The 18,748-nt window shown below is 70.7% G+C and carries 20 protein-coding genes; 5 read left to right on the plus strand and 15 right to left on the minus strand.

Going from position 1 to position 18,748, the window contains the following annotated elements; genetic code table 11:
• Positions 1 to 8 precede the first annotated feature (8 nt).
• From AB0D34_RS32285 to AB0D34_RS32300, 4 genes are all read right to left on the minus strand, one after another.
• Positions 9 to 1,103, minus strand: a complete 1,095-nt coding sequence (locus tag AB0D34_RS32285) for a PDZ domain-containing protein (RefSeq protein ID WP_362667952.1) — start codon at positions 1,101 to 1,103, stop codon at positions 9 to 11.
• A 36-nt stretch (positions 1,104 to 1,139) separates the two neighbouring features.
• The gene (locus tag AB0D34_RS32290; protein ID WP_362667955.1) at positions 1,140 to 1,304 is read right to left on the minus strand and encodes a hypothetical protein; all 165 of its coding nucleotides are present in this window, start codon (positions 1,302 to 1,304) and stop codon (positions 1,140 to 1,142) included.
• A gap of 134 nt (positions 1,305 to 1,438) precedes the next feature.
• Positions 1,439 to 1,900 carry a molybdenum cofactor biosynthesis protein MoaE gene (locus AB0D34_RS32295; protein ID WP_362667958.1) on the minus strand — a complete coding sequence of 154 codons (462 nt, stop codon included), beginning with the start codon at positions 1,898 to 1,900 and terminating at the stop codon, positions 1,439 to 1,441.
• A gap of 145 nt (positions 1,901 to 2,045) precedes the next feature.
• The gene (locus AB0D34_RS32300; protein WP_362667961.1) at positions 2,046 to 3,161 is read right to left on the minus strand and encodes an SDR family oxidoreductase; all 1,116 of its coding nucleotides are present in this window, start codon (positions 3,159 to 3,161) and stop codon (positions 2,046 to 2,048) included.
• A gap of 193 nt (positions 3,162 to 3,354) precedes the next feature.
• On the opposite strand from AB0D34_RS32300, the gene AB0D34_RS32305 reads away from it, so the two are divergent.
• Positions 3,355 to 4,770 carry a zinc-dependent metalloprotease gene (locus tag AB0D34_RS32305; RefSeq protein WP_362667964.1) on the plus strand — a complete coding sequence of 472 codons (1,416 nt, stop codon included), beginning with the start codon at positions 3,355 to 3,357 and terminating at the stop codon, positions 4,768 to 4,770.
• On the plus strand, positions 4,767 to 5,288 hold the full coding sequence (locus AB0D34_RS32310; protein ID WP_362667966.1) for an NUDIX hydrolase: 522 nt from the start codon (positions 4,767 to 4,769) through the stop codon (positions 5,286 to 5,288). Before AB0D34_RS32305 ends, AB0D34_RS32310 begins: the two co-directional genes overlap by 4 nt.
• Positions 5,289 to 5,347: 59 nt before the next feature.
• On the opposite strand, the gene AB0D34_RS32315 is transcribed toward AB0D34_RS32310, so the two are convergent.
• The 4 genes from AB0D34_RS32315 to AB0D34_RS32330 form a co-directional block, all read right to left on the minus strand.
• Positions 5,348 to 6,085 carry an AIM24 family protein gene (locus AB0D34_RS32315; protein ID WP_362667969.1) on the minus strand — a complete coding sequence of 246 codons (738 nt, stop codon included), beginning with the start codon at positions 6,083 to 6,085 and terminating at the stop codon, positions 5,348 to 5,350.
• A gap of 19 nt (positions 6,086 to 6,104) precedes the next feature.
• Positions 6,105 to 6,782 (minus strand): AIM24 family protein, encoded by a 678-nt coding sequence (locus AB0D34_RS32320; RefSeq protein WP_362667971.1) that lies wholly within the window; start codon positions 6,780 to 6,782, stop codon positions 6,105 to 6,107.
• A gap of 4 nt (positions 6,783 to 6,786) precedes the next feature.
• Positions 6,787 to 8,355: a TerD family protein gene (locus AB0D34_RS32325; protein WP_362667973.1), complete on the minus strand. Its 1,569-nt coding sequence runs from the start codon at positions 8,353 to 8,355 to the stop codon at positions 6,787 to 6,789.
• A gap of 115 nt (positions 8,356 to 8,470) precedes the next feature.
• Entirely contained in the window at positions 8,471 to 9,067 is a 597-nt protein-coding gene (locus tag AB0D34_RS32330) for a M48 family metallopeptidase (RefSeq protein ID WP_362667975.1), read from the minus strand.
• A 260-nt stretch (positions 9,068 to 9,327) separates the two neighbouring features.
• Between AB0D34_RS32330 and AB0D34_RS32335 the strand changes: the two genes are divergently transcribed.
• Together AB0D34_RS32335 and AB0D34_RS32340 are read left to right on the plus strand one after the other, a co-directional pair.
• A complete protein-coding gene (locus AB0D34_RS32335; RefSeq protein ID WP_362668228.1) occupies positions 9,328 to 10,485 on the plus strand; it encodes a TOMM precursor leader peptide-binding protein in 1,158 nt (385 codons plus the stop codon).
• A 52-nt stretch (positions 10,486 to 10,537) separates the two neighbouring features.
• Positions 10,538 to 11,908: an AarF/ABC1/UbiB kinase family protein gene (locus AB0D34_RS32340; RefSeq protein ID WP_362667978.1), complete on the plus strand. Its 1,371-nt coding sequence runs from the start codon at positions 10,538 to 10,540 to the stop codon at positions 11,906 to 11,908.
• 11 nt (positions 11,909 to 11,919) lie between these two features.
• Here AB0D34_RS32340 and AB0D34_RS32345 read toward each other — a convergent pair whose 3' ends face one another.
• The 5 genes from AB0D34_RS32345 to AB0D34_RS32365 all read right to left on the minus strand — a co-directional run bounded on the left by AB0D34_RS32345 (position 11,920) and on the right by AB0D34_RS32365 (position 15,804).
• A complete protein-coding gene (locus AB0D34_RS32345; RefSeq protein ID WP_362667981.1) occupies positions 11,920 to 12,123 on the minus strand; it encodes a hypothetical protein in 204 nt (67 codons plus the stop codon).
• Positions 12,124 to 12,226: 103 nt separating this feature from the next.
• Positions 12,227 to 12,553, minus strand: coding sequence for a hypothetical protein (locus AB0D34_RS32350; protein ID WP_362667983.1), 327 nt, complete (start codon positions 12,551 to 12,553; stop codon positions 12,227 to 12,229).
• Complete coding sequence (locus tag AB0D34_RS32355) at positions 12,550 to 12,918, minus strand: WhiB family transcriptional regulator (protein ID WP_362667985.1); 369 nt, start codon at positions 12,916 to 12,918, stop codon at positions 12,550 to 12,552. Before AB0D34_RS32355 ends, AB0D34_RS32350 begins: the two co-directional genes overlap by 4 nt.
• Before the next feature lie 173 nt (positions 12,919 to 13,091).
• On the minus strand, positions 13,092 to 13,412 hold the full coding sequence (locus AB0D34_RS32360; RefSeq protein WP_362667987.1) for a hypothetical protein: 321 nt from the start codon (positions 13,410 to 13,412) through the stop codon (positions 13,092 to 13,094).
• A 169-nt stretch (positions 13,413 to 13,581) separates the two neighbouring features.
• Positions 13,582 to 15,804, minus strand: coding sequence for an ATP-dependent DNA helicase UvrD2 (locus tag AB0D34_RS32365; RefSeq protein ID WP_362667990.1), 2,223 nt, complete (start codon positions 15,802 to 15,804; stop codon positions 13,582 to 13,584).
• 169 nt (positions 15,805 to 15,973) lie between these two features.
• On the opposite strand from AB0D34_RS32365, the gene AB0D34_RS32370 reads away from it, so the two are divergent.
• Positions 15,974 to 16,216, plus strand: coding sequence for a mycoredoxin (locus AB0D34_RS32370; RefSeq protein ID WP_020136719.1), 243 nt, complete (start codon positions 15,974 to 15,976; stop codon positions 16,214 to 16,216).
• 53 nt (positions 16,217 to 16,269) lie between these two features.
• On the opposite strand, the gene nudC is transcribed toward AB0D34_RS32370, so the two are convergent.
• Positions 16,270 to 17,214 (minus strand): NAD(+) diphosphatase, encoded by a 945-nt coding sequence (gene nudC, locus AB0D34_RS32375; protein ID WP_362667993.1) that lies wholly within the window; start codon positions 17,212 to 17,214, stop codon positions 16,270 to 16,272.
• Positions 17,215 to 17,325: 111 nt separating this feature from the next.
• Positions 17,326 to 18,744, minus strand: a complete 1,419-nt coding sequence (locus AB0D34_RS32380) for a dipeptidase (protein ID WP_362667996.1) — start codon at positions 18,742 to 18,744, stop codon at positions 17,326 to 17,328.
• Between the last annotated feature and the right edge of the window lie 4 nt (positions 18,745 to 18,748).

Genomic DNA, 18,748 nt, shown 5'->3' on the forward strand with positions numbered 1-18,748 from the left:
CCTCGCGGCTATCCCTTCGTGCACTTCGGCAGGTCGGACGTCTTGCCCTCGCGGATGTCCTTGAGCGCGCCGAGGGCGTCGTCGATGGTGCTCACCTTGACCAGGGTGAGCCCGTCGGGGGTGTCCTTGGCGGCGGCCGCGCAGTTGTCGGCGGGCGTCAGGAAGTACTGCGCGCCCTTGTCGCGCGCGCCGACCGTCTTCATCTCGATGCCGCCGATCGGACCGACCTTGCCGTCGTCGTCGATCGTCCCGGTACCGGCGACGAACTTGCCGCCGGTCAGGTCGCCCGGGGTGAGCTTGTCGTAGATGCCGAGCGCGAACATGAGGCCGGCGCTCGGCCCGCCGACGTCGGCGAGCTTGATGTCGATGGTGAACGGGAAGGTGTGGTCGGTCCCGGCGGCGATCCCGACGATGGCCCGCTTCTCGCCCTCGTCGTGCGAGGTCTTCGTCGTGATCGTGATCTTCTCGGTCTTCGTCGCCGTCTTGTGGGCCTTCTCGGCGGCCGCCTGCTCCTTGGCGGGCACGACGGTGAAGACGACGTCCTCGCCGGGCTTGTGCTTCGTCACCAGTTTCGCGACATCGTCCGGCGCCTTCACCGTCGTACCGTCGACGGCCTTGATGACGTCACCGGCATGCAGCCTGCCCTCGGCCGGCGAGTCCTTGACGACGGTCGAGACGATCACCCAGGACTGCACCGGGACCTTGAGCTCCTTCAGGGCGGCGACCTTGGCGCTCTCCTGGGACTGGCTGAACTCCTCGGCGTTCTCCTGGGTCGACTGCTCCTCGGTCTTGCCGTCCGGGTAGAGGGTGTCGTGCGGCACGATCTTGCTGTCGTGCGCGAGCCAGCCGTACACGGCCTGGACGAGGTTCATCTTGAAGTCGGCGCTGGTGACCCGGACGGTGGTCATGTTCAGGTGGCCGCTCGCCGGATACGTCTTGCGTCCGGAGATCTGCAGCACCGGCTCGCCGCCGTGGTCCCCGAGGGTGTTCACCGTGGGGCCCGGTGACATCTCGGAATAGGGCACGTTGATGAAGACTCCCGCGCACAGGAGCGCGATCAGCATCAGGGTGGAGGCGAGCATCGTCGCGGTGCGGCGTGGCATGGCACGACAGTACGGGACGCTCCTGTCAGACCATCGTCAGGTACCGGAATGCGACTTCTCCATGGCGGCGCGGAAACGGGCGTATCCGTCGAGCTCGGGGCCGTCGCTGCGCACCTTGCGGGTGCGGTTGGCCCAACTGCCCCACAGCCCGGCGGCGACCGCGGCCACGAACGGAATCAACAACCAGATGAGCGCCCCCATGCCGACCTCCGACCCCACACCGAGCGACCACTGAAGCGACCGCGAAAAACTGACAGATCAGCAGATTAACCATCCGCACTGACAACGCTCGGGCCAGGGGTGCGGTTACGCAACCGGAGGGGTGAAGGAAGGGTTCAGCAGGCGCCGACCCATTCCTCCGTACCGTCAGAAAACGTCTGGTGCTTCCAGATCGGCACCTCGTGCTTGAGATCGTCGATCAGCTTCCGGCAGGCCTCGAAAGCCTCACCACGGTGCGGACACGACACGGCGACGACGACGGCGAGATCCCCGACCCCGAGATCCCCGACCCGGTGCACGGCGGCAAGCGCCCGCACCGGAAACTCCGCCACGACCTTCTCGGCGACCCGCCGCATCTCGGCCTCGGCACTGGGATGACAGGAATACCCGAGCTTGTCGACATCGGCTCCCCCGTCGTGATTCCGCACGGTCCCGACAAACAGCGCGGTCCCCCCGGCCGCGTGGTCCCCTACGGCCCGGAAGACCTCGTCGAGGGAGAGCGGGGTGTCCCGGACGCCGATGAGCTTGATCGGTTCGTCAGCGGCCAGTTCACCGGGGTGATCGTCAGTGGGTGCCATGCCTCCATCGTGCCGCACGGCTCGGACAACCCGGAATAGAGCTTTCGTACAGGCGTGCATGTTCTGTCGCAGGCGCTTGCACCAACCCAGGGGCGCGCGGAACTGCGCGACCAGCCCCCACCGGCCCGCAGCCGCCATACGAGCGTCAAATGCGTCGCCGCGCCTTCCGGGCCCGCCGTACAACCGCCGCCGCGCCCAACAACGCCACCGTGGCGCCCGCCGCCCCCGCAGCCGTCGCATCCTTCCGCCCCAGCCGCCGCCCGGCCACCGTGTGCCGCCCCGCGACCTCCTCCAGCAGCTCCGCGAGCACCTCCTCGTTGCTCCACCGCGGCCGCCACCCGGCGTCATGGAGCCGGCTCCCGCTCACCACCCAGGGATACATCGTGTACGCGAGATCCCCCGCGGGAGACGGCGTCAGCCCGATCCGGTGCAGCCGAGCCGCCGCGCCGAGCGCGACCGCCGACGGCAGCTCCATCCGCCGGATCCCGCTGAGCTCCTCGATCTCCTCCTGCTCCAGCCACCCGTCACACCCGACGGCGAGCTCGCCGTCGGCCTTCTCCAGGACGGCGTACTCCAGAGCGCTGCACAGGTCCTCGACATGGCAGAACTGCCAGGCGGGCCGGGACCCGGCCACCACCAGCAGCCGCGGCGACTCGAAGTACCGGGTCAGAGCGGTGTCCGTGCCGCCGCCCACCAGCACGGCGGGCCGTACGACGGTGACGTTGAGTCCGGGGTGCGCCCTAGGGGCCCGCCGCGCGAGCCGCTCGATCTCCAGCAGGTCCCCGACCCCGGTCGCCTCCGCGGTGGCCCGCAGCTCGGCGTCCTCGGACAGTGGCAGTTCGTTGTCCGGGAGCGCGCCGTAGACCATGGCGGAGGTGCAGAGCACGACCCGGTGGATACCGGCGGCCGCCGCGGCGGTCAGCACGGTCTGCGTCCCGCGCACGTTGTACGCCGTACGGGCCGCGGGGTCCGTCTCCAGATCGAGGTCGAGCGCCAGATGGACCACGACGTCGGCCCCGCGCAGCTTCTCCGCGATGGCCGGATCTCGTACGTCCAGGATGTGCCACTGCGCCTCCGCGCACTCACCGCGCCGCTCGTCCAGCGCGATGACCTGCTTGATCTCCTCCGAGGCGGCGAGCCGCTCGGTGAGCAGCGCGCCGATGCCGGACGCGGCGCCGGTGATCGCGACGACTGGCCCGCGCGTGGCGGGATTGGTTGACTGGTTTCGCGCTGCGCGAACCTGCGGATCAGGGGAACTCACCGGGCGTCTCCAGCGGTTGTCTTCAGTAGGAACGCGAGTGACGCGTACGTACCAGGTGGCATCCATCCTGCCGCAGGCGGAGAGTCGGCGGAGCACCGAGGCCCGAACGGCCGTCGGTGTCTACGCTGGGTGGTGTTATCGGGCAGCCGCGCCGCCGGAGGGAAACCGGCGGCCTTACCAGCCGAGGAATCCCGTGAGTGACACCCCATTCGGATTCGGCCTTCCGCCGGAGGAGCCGGACGACGGCGACGAGGGCAAGAAGAAGGACCAGCAGAGCGGTGGTGGTCAGGGCCCGGCCAACCCGTTCGGTTTTGGCGGGCTGCCCGGCGCCGGAGGCTTTGGCGGCCCTGGTGCCGACAATCCGCTCGCAGCCATGTTCGGATCACTGAACCCCACCGACCTGGGCGCCGCCTTCCAGCAGCTCGGCCAGATGCTCTCCTACGAGGGCGGCCCGGTGAACTGGGACATGGCCAAGCAGATCGCCCGCCAGACGGTGTCCCAGGGCACCTCTGACGGCACCAAGGACGCGAGCGTCGGCCCGGCCGAGCGCAGCGCGGTCGAGGAGGCCGTACGCCTGGCGGACCTGTGGCTCGACGACGCGACGTCGCTGCCGTCCGGCGCGGGCTCCGCGGTGGCGTGGTCGCGCGCGGAGTGGGTCGAGGCGACCCTGCCCGCGTGGAAGGAGCTCGTCGACCCGGTCGCCGAGCGGGTCGGCGCCGCGATGGGCGATGTCCTGCCGGAGGAGATGCAGGCCATGGCGGGCCCGCTGATCGGCATGATGCGCTCGATGGGCGGCGCCATGTTCGGCACCCAGATCGGGCAGGCCGTCGGGGTTCTCGCGGGCGAGGTCGTCGGTTCCACCGACATCGGCCTGCCGCTCGGCCCGGCCGGCAAGGCCGCGCTGCTGCCGGTGAACATCGAGGCGTTCGGCAAGGACCTGGGCGTGCCCAAGGAGGAGGTGCGGCTGTATCTCGCCCTGCGCGAGGCCGCCCACCAGCGCCTCTTCGCGCACGTGCCGTGGCTGCGCTCGCACCTGTACGGCGCGGTCGACGGCTACGCGCGCGGGATCAAGGTCGACACCGCCAAGCTGGAGGACGTGGTCGGCCAGTTCGATCCGCAGAACCCCGAGCAGCTCCAGGACGCCCTCCAGCAGGGCATGTTCCAGCCTGAGGACACCCCGGAGCAGAAGGCGGCCCTGGCTCGTCTGGAGACGGCCCTGGCGCTCGTGGAGGGCTGGGTGGACGCGGTGGTCCACGCGGCCGCGAAGCCGCGCCTCACGTCCGCCGACGCGCTGCGCGAGACCCTGCGCCGTCGGCGCGCCTCGGGTGGCCCGGCCGAGCAGACGTTCGCCACGCTGATCGGCCTGGAGCTGCGTCCGCGCCGGCTGCGCGACGCCTCCCGCCTGTGGGCCTCGCTCACGGACGCACGCGGTGTCGACGGCAGGGACGGCCTGTGGGCCCACCCGGACATGCTGCCGACCGCCTCCGACCTGGACGACCCGGACGGCTTCGTGCACCGCGAGCAGCTGGACTTCTCCGAGCTGGACAAGATGCTCGGGGAGGCGGCGGACAAGCCCGACCTGAAGAAGAAGGACGACGACACCGAGTGAGCCTGTACGACGACGCGGTCCTGGTTCTCAAGGACTACGAGGACCAGGCAGATCTTCGCCAGGCCTACCTGGACCATCTCGCGGCGCATCCGGACGGCATGTGGAAGGCCTGCGAGGCGGGGCACATCACGGCGAGCGCGCTGGTGATCGACCCGTCACGGGGGCAGGTCCTGCTCACCCTGCACAAGAAGTTGCGGATGTGGCTCCAGATGGGCGGCCACTGCGAGCCGCAGGACGTCTCCCTGGAGGAGGCGGCTCTGCGCGAGGCGACGGAGGAGTCCGGCGTCGCCGGTCTGACCCTGCTTCCCGGCGGCCCGGTCCGCCTCGACCGGCACCCCATCCCGGCCCCCTGCAACTGGCACCTCGACGTCCAGTACGCGGCACTCGCTCCGTCCGGCGCCGTGGAGACGATCAGCGCGGAGTCCCTCGACGTGCGCTGGTTCGCCTACGACGAGGTGGCGGAGGTCGCCGACGAGTCCGTCGTACGACTGCTGGAAGCGACCCGCGCGAGGCTGTGAGCTTCTTCTCGCACAGGTGTAAGGGGCGCCCCGCAACAGTGGGCGCCCCTTACGCGTGCCTAGCTGTTGCTGCCCCCGAGGGAGTTGCCGCGCATGCCGAACTGGCCGAGCACCCCGCCGTTGCGCATGCCCTGCGGCGGCAGGAGCTCGCTGGGCTGGACCAGGACGTGTCCGGTGCCGCCGAAATGCATCTCCCAGCCCTCGCCCGTGGTGCCCCTGCGGCGCCAGACTCCGGAGGTGGAGGTGGGTGCCTGGAGCTGGGTGCGCAGGGACGTGGACCAGGCGATGACGGCGTCGGAGTCGACGCAGACGTTCTTGTCCGGTCCGACCTCCAGCACCAGCGGCTCGCCCGAGGTCATCAGGACGACCTGCCCGGAGCCGGACAGCTCCAGGTTGTAGGCGCCGGCGGAGGCCACCTCGACTGCGCTGTCCACCGCGACGATGCCGACGCCGAGGGAGCCGTCGAAGGCGAGGATGTAGGAACTGTCGACGGTGATGCCGCGGCCGACCTCCATGATGTGCAGGTGCTGGGCGACGTTGGCCAGGTAGACGATGCCGTTGCCCTTGCAGCGCATGAGGTCGAGGCCCTCGCCGGTCATCCGCTCGACGTTGCGCCAGCTGCGGTTGCGGTACTGGCTGTCGAACTCGACCTGCCCCTCGAAGGCCACCATGGCGCCCTGGCGGGCGAGCACCGGGCTGCTGCCCTGGGCGACGTCGGTCTTCAGGAGCTGCGGGTTCTGCAGGGTGTAGCGCCCGGTCGACTCGACCGGGACGTGTGCGAAGAGTGTGCTGTGCATGATGTGCCTGGTGCTCCCCTCAGCCCCGGATCTTGAATCGGTCGCCGGTGTCCTCGCTCGGCTGCACGACGACGAAGCCCTGCCCCTTGAAGCCGATCTGGAAGGCCTCGCCACTGCCCCGGCCGATGAGGGCGCCCGCCTTGATGGTGCGGCGGGCCTTCATCTCCAGGCCGGTCGTCCAGGCGACGAGCGCGTCCGGGTCGACGTACGTCTCGCGTTCGGCGCAGTCCAGGGCCATCGGGATGCCCCGGCTGACCAGGGCGACCCAGCCGGTGCCCTTGATGACGAGGTTGGTCAGTCCCGAGCCGGACAGCTTGGCGAGGCCCTTGACCGGTTCGATGGCCAGTTCCAGCGAGGCGTCGCACGCGAGGAGCGTGGCACCGTTGACCGACAATGCCTCACCGTTGAGGTGGAGGACGAGGATGTCGCCGCCGTAGTCGGCCAGGTAGAGGTCGCCGTCGCCGCGGGCCAGCATCAGCCGGCCGCCCTCACCGGTGACCATCTCCTCCGCGGCACGGCGCACACTGGCGGGCGCCCCGTCGAACTGCACATAGCCGTCGTAGGCGATCATCGAGCCGGCCTTGGCGATCAGGTCCTGGCCGGTGACCATGGTGACCTTGAGCGTCTTGGAGCTGTGCACACTCATGCGGAGGCCGGTCGGAGCGGCCCGGTGCGCGGTCAGTGTCTGGGAGTCCATGTCCTCACACCTCGAAGGGCTGTACGACGACGAAGTTGCCGGGGGCGCCGCGGAACTGGAGGTTCACGGCCTCGGTGGTCCGCCGGGCGTACCCGGAGCGGCGCAGCCTGAGCGAGGTCGTGGTGACCGCCTGGGCACCGGCGGACCAGGCGATGACGGCGTTGCCGTCGACATAGGTGGCCGCACCGACGGGGAGGACCACGGGCACCCCGCGCGTCTTGACGACGACCGCGCCGGTGCCGGAGAAGAGCATGCTGAAGAAGCCCCCGCCGGGCAGTCCCGCGCCCTCGATGCGGCGGACCTCGGTCTCCAGGGACTCGTCGAACGCGAGCACGCCCTGGGCGCTGGTGTAGAGCTGCTCGCCCTGGAGGCGGATCACGAAGACCCGGCTGGCCTCGTCGGCGAGGAACACCTCTCCGTTGCCGGTGCAGCGCATCAGGGACATGCCCTGGCCGGTGAGCGCCCCGGTGAGCTTGCCGAGGAGTCCCGAGCCCTTGTGGGCGAAGTCGATGTCGCCCTGGTAGGCCACCATGCTGCCCTGCTTGGCGAGGATGGGCGCGTCCTTGGTGAGGGTGGCCCGCACCAGGTTGGCGTTCTGCTCCGTCCAGCGGTCGCCGACGGGGGCTTCGGCGTACTTCGTCAGCACGACACGGACGTTCGCCTCCGGCGGCACGGGGGCGAACTGTGTACCGCCGCCGAAGGGCTGCGCCTGGCCGGGGAAGGCTCCGGGAGCGCCGGGGGGCGCGAACTGACCGGCGACGGCGCCCGGAGGCGTGAACTGACCAGCGGGCGCGCCGGGGGGCGCGAACTGACCCGCCGGAGGTGCGCCGGGCGGCGTGAAGGTCTGACCCGGAGGAGTGAACGTCTGCGGGCTCGTCGGCGCGGCGGGTGCGGACGGAGGCTGAGCGGGGGCGGGCGCGGGGGCCGGCGGCGCGCCGAACGAAGGCGCCGGTGCGGGCGCGGGCGGTGCCGCGGCCTGTGGGGGCGGGGCGAAGGCCGGCGCCTGGGACTGGGCCGGGACCGCGGCCTGCGGCTCGGGCTCCTCCTCGGCGACCTCGCCGCCGAAGTTCTTCAGCAGCGCGTCCAGCCCGCCGTCGAAACCCTGGCCGACCGCGGCGAACCGCCAGACGTCCTTCAGGTACAGGTCACCGACCATCACGGCACGTTCGGTGGAGAACTCACTGCCGTCGAACGAGTACCGGGCGACTTCCTCGCCGCCGGCGACGATACGGAGATAGCCGGGGGCGATCTGCGACATCTGGCCGTCGCCGTCGATGGTCGCCGTGAACGACAGCTTCTGGATCTGCGACGGGATCTGATCGAGCGTGACCCGGAACGACTCCGTGTCCCCCGACTGGGCGCCCAGGAGCTGGATGGAGTCCTCGGGCGACTTCGGCTGGTTGAAGAAGATGAAGTACCGGTCGTCAGAGAGCCGTTCCTCGGCGTCGAGGCCGAAGCAGCTGATGTCGAAGGTCAGTCCGGGGCCGGAGATCTGTACGCCCACGTACAGGTCCGTGCCCGCGGTCAGGTCACTGATCTTGGCCTTGTGGCCGCGTTGGAATTCCCTGGCCATGCGTAACGACCGTCCCCCATCCCGAAAGCGAGTGCGTCGCGACAGGCTAACGGCAAACTCGGACACCGGTGGAGGTCGGTACAGATCCGGTACAAAAACCCGTTCGACCCGGCGGTCACTCTCCGCGGGTGGCCGGCGGATGCGGCAACCGCTCCGCGGCAACCACGCCTTCGAGGTAGCCCTTGGCCCGCTCGGTGCGCGGATAGGCCTCCAGCAACCGCCAGAAACGCGGCCCGTGGCCGGGCACGAGCAGATGCGCGAGCTCATGGAGCAGGACGTAGTCGACGACGTACTCCGGCATGCCCTGCAGCCGGTGCGACAACCGGATGCTGCCCTCGGACGGGGTGCACGAGCCCCAGCGCGTGTTCTGGTTGGTGACCCAGCGGACCGAGGCCGGCCGCGCCCGCCCGTCGAAGTACTGGGCCGACAGCCGCTGGGCCCGCTCGGAGAGCTCGGCGTCACCGAGGACCCGTTTGCTCTCCTGGGCGGCCAGCTTGTCGAGCATGACGCTCACCCAGCGCTGCTCCTCGGCCTCGGACATCCGGGCAGGGATGAGCACGACGGTGCGATCGCCCTCGCGGTACGCGGAGACCGTCCGACGGCGACGGCTGCTCCTGCGCACCTCGATCGCGCTCGCCCCCGAGCCGCTCGGCGGCTGGCTCGTCGTGCTGCGCTGTGGCGTTCCGGCGCTGTGCAGTGGGTCGGCGGGCACGCCCTGACGTTACCCGCTGCACACGGGGGAAGTCCCGACTCCGGGACGGTTCGGTTCCGATCGCCCACCATGCGTCTGATTTGTACGACGAATAGCCCTCACCTGTGGACAACTTTCGGCACGTGACGGCCGGGTCCGGGCATGCTGGCATCGCCACCGGAACCGCGACCGACCATCGCCCGGCTCCGGCGGCGGACGGGGACGTTCTACGAGGTCTACGGGGGCCTGTCATGCAAACTTCGGTTCCGCTCGCACCCACCATGGTTCCGCTGGTGAAGCCCGCGCTCCGGCGCGGCTGGCGCGATCTCAACACCGTCCAGTTCGGGATGACCCCGGCGCACGCGCTGACGCTGGGTCCGATGGACACGGCGACGGGCAGTTTCCTCGACCTGATCAACGGCACGCGCGGTCTCGCGCTGCTGCGGGAGGAGGGACACCGTATGGATCTGCCGGAGGGCCATGTCGACACGCTGGTGGGGCGGCTGGCCCGGGCGGGGCTCGTCGACGACGCGAGAGGCGGCGGACCGGCCGCGGACGCGCTGCGCGGGAAGAAAGAGGTCCTCGACCGGTTGGCACCCGACCTGGAGTCCCTTTCCCTGACCACGTCCGAGCCGGGTGACGCGATCAGGCTTCTCGCCGCCCGCCGCGCGCTGCGCGTGCAGGTCAGGGGCGCGGGCCGGGTGGGCTCGGTGCTGGCCGCGCTGCTCTCGGGTGCCGGGGTCGGGGAGGTCGACGTGCGGGACTGCGGCCGTGTCGAACCGGGTGACGTGACCCCGGGAGGGCTGCCCGCCACCTCCGTCGGAGACCGCAGGGACACAGCCGCGCGCCGGGCGGTGTCCGCGGCGGCTCCCGGCCGCCTGCCGCGCCGCGCCTCCCGGGCCTCGGCCGGGGAGGACGATCCCGGCTTCTCCCTGGTGATCCTCGCCCCACGGGACGACGTCGACGTGCACGCGCCCGCCCCGGCCACCGCGGAACCGCTGGTCCAATCCGGGACACCCCATCTGTACGCGGGCGTGGTCGAGGCGACGGGCGTGGTCGGCCCCTTCGTGCTGCCGGGCGGGACGGGCTGCGCCGGCTGTCTGCATGAGACCCGGACCGACCGGGACCGGGCCTGGCCCCGGCTGGTCGCCCAATGGCGCTCGGGGCGCCGACCGCACCAGGCGCGGCCCTGTGACCTGGCACTGGCCACCACGGTCGCGGGCTTGGCCGCCGCTCACGCGCTCGCCTTCCTGGACGGTCGCCTCCCGTCGAGCGCGGGCGCCCGCTGGGAGGTCTCGCTTCCCGGCCTGAACTGGCACACGCGGCCGGTCTGGCCGCATCCCGCATGCCGGTGCGGCGCCGCGGAGAAAGGTAAGGGAGAACACACCTCCAAGGACGAGGATGCGCACGAGACAATGACGGAGCAACGGTCGTCGTAGGAGTTGTCCCGTAAGGCAACCGCGCCACGGCCGGCTGGGACCTGGAGGGCGCATGTCTGATCTTCCCCGGAAGGCGGTCACCCGTACCGCCAAGCTCGCCGCGCTCCCGCTCGGCTTCGCCGGACGGGCCACCTGGGGACTCGGCAAGCGGATCGTGGGCGAGTCCGCGGAGATCGTCGGCCGAGAGCTGCAACAGCGCACCGCCGACCAGCTGTTCAAGGTGCTCGGCGAGCTCAAGGGCGGTGCCATGAAGTTCGGCCAGGCCCTGTCCGTCTTCGAATCGGCGCTCCCCGAGGAGGTCGCCGGCCCCTATCGCGCGGCCCTGACGAAACTGCAGGAGGCCGCGCCCCCCATGCCGACCCGCACCGTGCACACGGTGCTGGGGGAGCGTCTGGGCGAGGACTGGCGGGAACTGTTCGCCGAGTTCGACGACAAGCCCTCCGCGGCGGCGTCGATCGGGCAGGTGCACCGGGCCGTGTGGCACGACGGGCGTGAGGTGGCCGTCAAGGTCCAGTACCCGGGAGCCGGCGAGGCCCTGTTGTCCGACCTGAACCAACTGGGCCGCTTCGCCCGCCTGCTGGGGCCCCTCGTCCCCGGCATCGACATCAAGCCCCTCATCGCCGAACTGCGCGACCGGGTCTCGGAGGAACTCGACTACGGCCTGGAGGCGCAGGCCCAGCAGGCCCATGCCGAGGAGTTCGCGGACGATCCGGACGTCGTGGTGCCGGGGGTGGTCCACCAGAGCGACCAGGTCCTGATCACGGAGTGGATCGACGGCGTCCCTCTGTCGGAGGTGATCTCCGAGGGCACACAGGAGCAGCGTGACCGCGCCGGGCAGCTCCTGGCCCGGTTCCTCTTCTCCGGCCCTGCCCGCACCGGCCTGCTGCACGCGGACCCGCACCCCGGCAACTTCCGCCTCCTGCCGGGCGGCCCCGACGGCGAGGACGACTGGCGCCTGGGCGTCCTGGACTTCGGCACGGTCGACCGGCTCTCGGGCGGGCTGCCGGACACCATCGGCACCTCCCTGCGCATGACGCTGGACGGCGAGGCTGAGGCCGTCTACGAGCTCCTGTGCGCGGAGGGTTTCGTCAAGGCGTCCATCGAACTGGATCCCGACGCCGTCCTCGACTACCTTCTGCCGATCATCGAACCGGCCGAGGTCGACGAGTTCACCTTCACCCGCGGCTGGATGCGCAGCCAGGCCGCCCGGATCGCCGATCCCCGCTCCCCCGCCCATCAGCTGGGCAAGCAGCTCAACCTGCCGCCGGCCTACCTCCTGATACACCGGGTGACGCTGAGCACGATCGGCGTGCTGTGCCAGCTGGGCGCGACGGTCCGGCTGCGCGAGGAACTGGAGGAGTGGCTGCCGGGGTTCGTGCCGGAGTGGGACGGGGACGAGGAGGAGTCGGCCGCGGAGGCGTGACGCGGATCGGTCTACCACCAGGCCGAGTCGAGCCTTCCCTCGATGGCCCTGAGGTTCTCCCGGGAGCAGGTGTCGCAGAAGTACTGGCGGACGCCGTTCTCCACGGAGCAGGTCCATGTGGGCCGCGGGCCCTCGGTCCGTGTACCGCAGCGGGCGCACACGAGGGGCTCCGCCTCAAGGTCGCGGTTGTCACTGTCTCCGGGAAGACTCGTCACTCGCCGACGATAACGCCGGGGCCTACGGTTCGCCGTGCACAACGCACCGTGGGGGCCGGTCCGTTCGCACGGACGGGCCCCCACGGGGTACTACCGGGTCGGATTACTGCATGACGGCCATGGCGAGCGCGCGGCGGGCACGCCTGGAGGCGCGCTCGGCCCGGCGCTGCATCCGGCGGGCGTTCACCAGGCGGATCGCCTGACGTTCCTGCTCGGCCTCACGCAGCCGGTCGTGCATATGCGCACGAGCCAGGGCTTCTGGGATGAGTTGCATCTCGCGGGTCCTGTTCTGACGCGAGTCGATCGCGCCGGTGGTGGTGAAGTCTGGGATCGCGGAGCCTGCGGGCTCGCTGGTGGACGGCTTCATCGGGGCCTGCTTCTTGGGGTCGTTCGTGAGGGGGCGGTCGATCGTTCCTGCGATGGTGTTCATGCCATGACCGGGTTCTTGCGCGGGCGGCCACGCGGCCGCTTCCGGGCGACGACGACGCCCTGGACGAACAGCTCGCCACCCCAGACGCCCCAGGGCTCACGCCGCTCCTTGGCGCCGGCGAGGCAGGCCTCCATCAGCGGGCAGGTACGGCAGAGGGACTTGGCGTACTCGACGTCGGCCGGCGACTCGGCGAAGAAGACCTCCGGGTCGTAGGAACGGCAGGGGACGGGTACGCCGAGGTTCTCGATGGCGTCGTCGAGCGCGGTGAGCGCAGTGAGCGGGATCAAGGTGGAGTCCTCCGTGGGGCCGGGCGGGGGGATCGTTTCGGAAGGCGGTACGGACGGGGCGTGCGCTTCGAGTTGCACGGTTCGTCTTCCTCGTCTGTCGGTCCGGCCCTGTTGGGCCGGTAGTCGGCTTGGTACCGGGTTCTTTTCTTGTCCCGAGGCCCCTTCGCTCCGCTCTCCCGGTTCGGGGAAAACAGAAGGGCCGCGGATCCCGGATGGGGTTCCGCGGCCCTGAAGGCGCCGGCCTGAGTCGATCAGGCTGGATCACTCCAGGGTTCTGGCCCACGGAAGGCCCACATCTGGTGGTGCTGCGTCGTCTGCTTCCGGAATCCGGCACCGGCCGCCGCAAAGGCATAGGTCTTCGCCTGTGCCACTACTGCTTCCAGTGCCTTGGTCGGTCGCTCATTGCGCTCACGGACGGGAAGGCCCGCGAGAGACAGGGAGGACGCCGGACGCACGGCAGGAATGCCGGACACACCGGTGCCCAGGTTCGAAACGCCGAGCATGCACGTGGAGACGACCGAAAGATCGGTCATTTTGGCGGTGCTGACGGTCTTGCTGTTGATGCTGATCACTTCAATCGCCTCCTCTCGGCGTCTCTGGGGACCGCGGCGCGAGCCGCTGTCCGACGGATATGCAAGTAGAACACGGAATCGGGGCCTCCGAGAAGGCCTCCGTCCCCGTGGCTAAGAACCTATGGGGATTGCTGGGGCATGCGCAAACTATTTTTTCGACGAGTTGGGATCAGTCCTCGTCCTCTTCTTCCGCGACCTCTTGGCCTGCGCAGATGGCCAGGACATCGGCTCCGTAGCGGTTGAGCTTGCGCATGCCGACGCCTGGGATCCGCGCCAGCTCGTGCTCCTCGTCGGGGACGGCCTCCGCGATCGCCATCAGGGTCTTGTCGGTGAAGACGCAGAAGGCGGGCTGTCCGCTGCGCTGAGCCTGCACGGCACGCCAGTCGCGCAATCGCTCGTAGAGACCCTCGTCCATGTCGGAGGGACAGTCCTCGCAACGCATGAGCTTCATCTCGCCCGCGTCGGTGAGCGTGCACCCGCAGACCCGGCAGCGCGCCGGGGTGCGCTGGGTGCGTCGGGGGACGGCGCCCGCGGGGGTCGTGTAGCCGCGCTCGACACCGCCGGGGCCGCCCCCGGCGGCCCGCCCCACGGTGGCGGTGGAGCCGGGGCGCAGTCCGTCCAGGAATCGGCTGGGACGGCGGTTGGGCCGGCCGCCGGGCGCACGGGAGAGCGACCAGGAGACATGGAGGCGCTCCCGTGCGCGGGTGACTCCGACATAGAGGAGCCGGCGCTCCTCCTCGATCTGCTCGTCCGTCCTGGCGTAGGTGATCGGCATCATGCCCTCGGCGACGCCGACCAGGAAGACGGCGTCCCACTCCAGGCCCTTGGCGGAGTGCAGGGAGGCGAGGGTGACGCCCTCGACGGTCGGGGCGTGCTGGGCACTGGCCCGTTCGTCGAGCTCGGCCACGAGGTCGTTCAGGGTGGCGCCGGCTCTCGCGGCGGCGAAGTCCTGCGCGAGGTTCACCAGGGCGGCCAGCGACTCCCAGCGCTCTCTGACGGCCCCGGAACCGGCCGGCGGTTCAGTGGTCCAGCCCTCGCCCGAGAGGACGGCCCGCACCTGGGAGGGGAGGTCCACTGCTTCGTCGAGCCGCGAGTCGTTGCCGCCGAAGCGGGCCGCGCCCCGGAGGTTGACGATGGCCCTGCGCACTTCGGGCCGGTCGAAGAACCGCTCGGCACCGCGCAGTTGGTAGGGCACTCCGGCGTCGGCGAGGGCCTGTTCGTAGGTCTCGGACTGGGAGTTGGTGCGGAACAGGACGGCGATCTCGCTGGCCCGGACGCCCGCGTCGATGAGGTCGCGGATGCGGCGGGCGGCGCCCTCGGCCTCGGCGGGCTCGTCGGTGTACTCGGTGTAGACGGGTTCGGGGCCCGGCCGGCGCTGGGAGATCAGTTCCAGCCGGTGGTCGGCGGCGCGGCCGCTGGCCTGGGCGAGCAGGCCGTTGGCGAGATGGACGACCTGGGGGGTGGAGCGGTAGTCGCGGACCAGCTTGACGACGGTGGCGCCGGGGTGGCGGGTGCGGAAGTCGAGCAGATGGTCGGGAGTTGCGCCTGTGAACGAGTAGATGGTCTGGCTGGCGTCGCCGACGACGCACAGGTTGTCCCGCTGCCCCAGCCAGAGTTCCAGCAGGCGCTGCTGGAGGGGGCTGACGTCCTGGTATTCGTCGACGACGAAGTGCTGGTACTGGGAACGGACCTGGTCGGCGATGTCGTGCCGGTCCTGGAGGATGGCGACGGTCAGCAGCAGCACGTCCTCGAAGTCGATGACGGCACGGTCGCGCTTGAGGTCTTCGTAGGCGGCGTAGAGCTGGGCGATCTCGGCCGCGGCGCGGGGGGTCTCGCGGCCGGCCTTCGCGGCTGCGAGGGCGTAGTCGGCGGGCACGGTCTGGGTGACCTTGGACCACTCGATCTCACCGGTGACGTCCCGCAGCTCGCCGCGGTCGAGGCGGATGCGGCAGGCGGCGGCCGCGTCGGCGACGAGCTGGATCTTGCGGTCGACGAGCCGGGGCAGGGAGCCGCCGACGGCTTTCGGCCAGAAGTACTGGAGCTGGCGCAGGGCGGCCGAGTGGAACGTACGCGCCTGGACGCCCGCCGCGCCGAGCTGGCGCAGTCGCCCGCGCATCTCTCCGGCGGCGCGGTTGGTGAAGGTGACGGCGAGCACGCTGGAGGGCTGGAGGATTCCGGCCCGCACCCCGTAGGCGATGCGGTGGGTGATCGCCCGGGTCTTGCCGGTGCCCGCACCCGCCAGCACGCACACCGGCCCGTGCAGGGCGGTGGCGACCTCGCGCTGCTCAGGGTCGAGCCCTTCGAGCACCGCGTCGGCACCACCCGACGAAGCCGCGTACGGGGAACCGTCGGGGTCGCGGGGGAAGAGCGTGGAGTGCGTTGCTGCTGTCACACGGCCATGCTGCCAGGTCGACGGAGACGGGTGAGCCGGTTGTCCACAGGCAGCCGGCCGCAGTCGTACTAATGCGGCAGGCGTCACGCGGCCGGGAATGGTGGCCCGCCCGCATACGTTCCGTCATCGGACGACCTCTTCCCCGAGCCCCCAGAGGAGCGCGCGAGACATGCAGGGCACTGTGACGATGTACAGCACCACGTGGTGCGGTTATTGCCAGCGGCTGAAGAAGCAGATGGACCGCGAGGGCATCGCGTACACCGAGATCAACATCGAGCAGGACCCGGCGTCCGCGGCGTTCGTGGAGAAGGCGAACGGCGGGAACCAGACGGTTCCGACTGTGCTGTTCGGAGACGGTTCTACGCTGACGAACCCGTCGCTGGCGCAGGTCAAGCAGAAGATCGGCGCGTAAGCGCTGCGAGACACGGGCGGTTCCTGGGGCAGCTCAGGAACCGCCTTCTTGTGTCAGACGAAGCTCCTCGTCGGCAGCGGCTTGCCGTACCAGAGCTCGATCAGCCGGGCCGCGATCGAGATGCCGTACGGCGGGAGGACCTCACCGGACTCGAAGGCGGCGCCCAGTTCGTCGCGGGAGAACCAGCGGGCCTCGTGGATCTCGTCGCCGTCGACGTCGATCTCGGTGGAGGTCGCACGGGCCATGAAGCCGAGCATCAGGCTGGAGGGGAACGGCCAGGGCTGGCTGGCGACGTACTCGACCTGGCCGACGGTGATGCCGGCCTCCTCGAAGACCTCGCGGCGCACCGACTGCTCGATGGACTCGCCGGGCTCGACGAAGCCGGCGAGGGTCGAGAAGCGGCCCTCCGGCCAGTGCACCTGGCGGCCGAGCAGAATGCGGTCCTGGTCGTCCGTGACAGCCATGATCACGGCCGGGTCGGTGCGCGGGTAGTGCTCGGCGCCGCAGGCCTGGCAGCGGCGGATGTGACCGGCCGCGGCGATGACCGTGCGCTCGCCGCAGCGGGAGCAGAAGCGGTGGGTGCGTTGCCAGTTCTCCAGGCCGACCGCGTGCACCATCAGCCCCACGTCGCGTGCGGACAGCAGCAGCCCGGCCTCGCGCAGGCCCGCAGGGCGAGCGGACTGGTCGATCCGGCCGGGCAGGGCGTCCTTCTGGAGGGCGAAGTAGCGCACCCCCTCCTCGTCGATGCCGAGGAAGTAGCGGTGGGCCTCGGTGAGCGGGGCTTCGAAGGACGGCGTCATGACGAGTTCGGTACGGCCGTCCGCCGTCTCGTCGATGAGGACCTGGCCGCCGGAGACCACGAAGCAGCGGGTCGTGGGGTGACTCCACGCCGCCGCGAGCCAGGCCTCGTCGAGCCGGTGGTGCGCGGCGCGGTCGATGCCACCAGGAGCGGTGAGCGAGATGGGACGGTCGGCGGTGTGGTCGGTCCAGGTGGTCACGGGTGCTTCCAACTCCCCCGGTGCAGCGGATTGTTTCGGCGGGACGTATGTCGTGGGGCGAGCGGGCCCGGCGGGGCTTCGCAGTGCGAGCGGCGCGGGCGGCGCCGGTGGTCAGGGGGCGTGGCTCCAGTGCTCGGCGAGATCACCCCACAGGTACGCGGAGGTCTCGACGCCCTTGAGGAGCAGGTCGAGCTCGACCTTCTCGTTCGGTGCGTGCCAGCCGTCGGAGGGGACGGAGATGCCGAGGAACAGCACGGGCGCGCCGAGGACTTCCTGGAGGTCGGCGGCGGGGCCGGAACCGCCCTCACGGGTGAAGCGGACCGGCTTGTCGAAAGCGCGGCCCATGGCCCGTACGACGGACTGCAGGGCCGGGTGGTCCAGCGGGGTCAGGCACGGGCGCGTGGCCGCGCCGAAGGTGATCTCCTGCCGGATCCCGGCGGGCACCTGGTCGGCGGCCCAGGCGCGGACCGCCTTCTCGATGTGGTCGGGGTCCTGGCCGGCCACCAGCCGGAAGGAGAGCTTCACCATCGCGGAGGACGGGACGATCGTCTTGCTGCCGGGACCCTGGTAGCCACCGCCGATGCCGTTGACCTCGGCGGTGGGGCGGGCCCAGACGCGCTCCAGGGTGGTGTGTCCGGCCTCGCCGTGGGTGGCACGCGACTTGGCGGTGCGCAGCCACTGCTCCTCGTCGAAAGGCAGCTCGGCGAAGAGCTCCCGCTCGCGGTCGGTCAGTTCGACGATGCCGTCGTAGAAGCCGGGGACCGCCACGCGCGCGTGCTCGTCGTGCAGGGCGGCGACCAGGCGGGCGACGGCCGTGGCCGGGTTGGGGACGGCGCCGCCGAAGGACCCGGAGTGGATGTCCTGGTCGGGGCCGTACAGCCGGATCTCGCACTCGGCGAGGCCCCGCATGCCGGTGCACACGGTGGGGGTGTCCTCGGACCACATGCCGGTGTCGGAGACGATCACGGCGTCGGCGCCGAGCCTGTCCGCGTGCTCCTCGACGAGAACCCGGAAGTGCGGGGAGCCGGACTCCTCCTCGCCCTCGATCAGCAGCTTCAGATGCACCGCGGGTGCGGTGCGGCCGGTGGCGGCGAGGTGCGCTCGGACGCCGAGGGTGTGGAAGAAGACCTGGCCCTTGTCGTCGGCCGCCCCGCGCGCGTAGAGGCGGTTCTCGAGGACGACCGGCTCGAAGGGGTCGCTGTCCCAGCCGTCCTCGCGGGCCGCGGGCTGCACGTCGTGGTGGCCGTAGACAAGGATCGTGGGCGCCGCGGGGTCCTCGGCGGGCCACTCGGCGAAGACGGCGGGCGCACCCGGGGTCTCCCAGACCTCGGCCGTGGGAAAGCCGGTCTCCTTGAGCCTGGCGGCGAGCCAGTCGGCACTGCGGCGGACATCGGGTCCGTGGTCGGGCTGGGCCGAGACGGACGGGATGCGCAGCCATTCGGCGAGGTCGTCGAGGAAGGCGGCGCGGTGCTGCTCGATGTACGTGCGGACGGCGCTGACGGCACTGTCAACGGGATGGCTCATGGTCATGAGC

It is taken from the genome of Streptomyces sp. NPDC048420 (genome assembly GCF_040651535.1).
Lineage (GTDB): Bacteria > Actinomycetota > Actinomycetes > Streptomycetales > Streptomycetaceae > Streptomyces.

Bases quoted from the DNA above. Each gene is read 5' to 3' on its own strand.
- AB0D34_RS32285 (WP_362667952.1), bottom strand. From the start codon at position 1,103: ATGCCACGCCGCACCGCGACGATGCTCGCCTCCACCCTGATGCTGATC.
- AB0D34_RS32290 (WP_362667955.1), bottom strand. From the start codon at position 1,304: ATGGGGGCGCTCATCTGGTTGTTGATTCCGTTCGTGGCCGCGGTCGCC.
- AB0D34_RS32295 (WP_362667958.1), bottom strand. From the start codon at position 1,900: ATGGCACCCACTGACGATCACCCCGGTGAACTGGCCGCTGACGAACCG.
- AB0D34_RS32315 (WP_362667969.1), bottom strand. From the start codon at position 6,085: ATGCACAGCACACTCTTCGCACACGTCCCGGTCGAGTCGACCGGGCGC.
- AB0D34_RS32320 (WP_362667971.1), bottom strand. From the start codon at position 6,782: ATGGACTCCCAGACACTGACCGCGCACCGGGCCGCTCCGACCGGCCTC.
- AB0D34_RS32325 (WP_362667973.1), bottom strand. From the start codon at position 8,355: ATGGCCAGGGAATTCCAACGCGGCCACAAGGCCAAGATCAGTGACCTG.
- AB0D34_RS32335 (WP_362668228.1), top strand. From the start codon at position 9,328: ATGGTTCCGCTGGTGAAGCCCGCGCTCCGGCGCGGCTGGCGCGATCTC.
- AB0D34_RS32340 (WP_362667978.1), top strand. From the start codon at position 10,538: ATGTCTGATCTTCCCCGGAAGGCGGTCACCCGTACCGCCAAGCTCGCC.
- AB0D34_RS32350 (WP_362667983.1), bottom strand. From the start codon at position 12,553: ATGAACACCATCGCAGGAACGATCGACCGCCCCCTCACGAACGACCCC.
- AB0D34_RS32370 (WP_020136719.1), top strand. From the start codon at position 15,974: ATGCAGGGCACTGTGACGATGTACAGCACCACGTGGTGCGGTTATTGC.
- AB0D34_RS32380 (WP_362667996.1), bottom strand. From the start codon at position 18,744: ATGACCATGAGCCATCCCGTTGACAGTGCCGTCAGCGCCGTCCGCACG.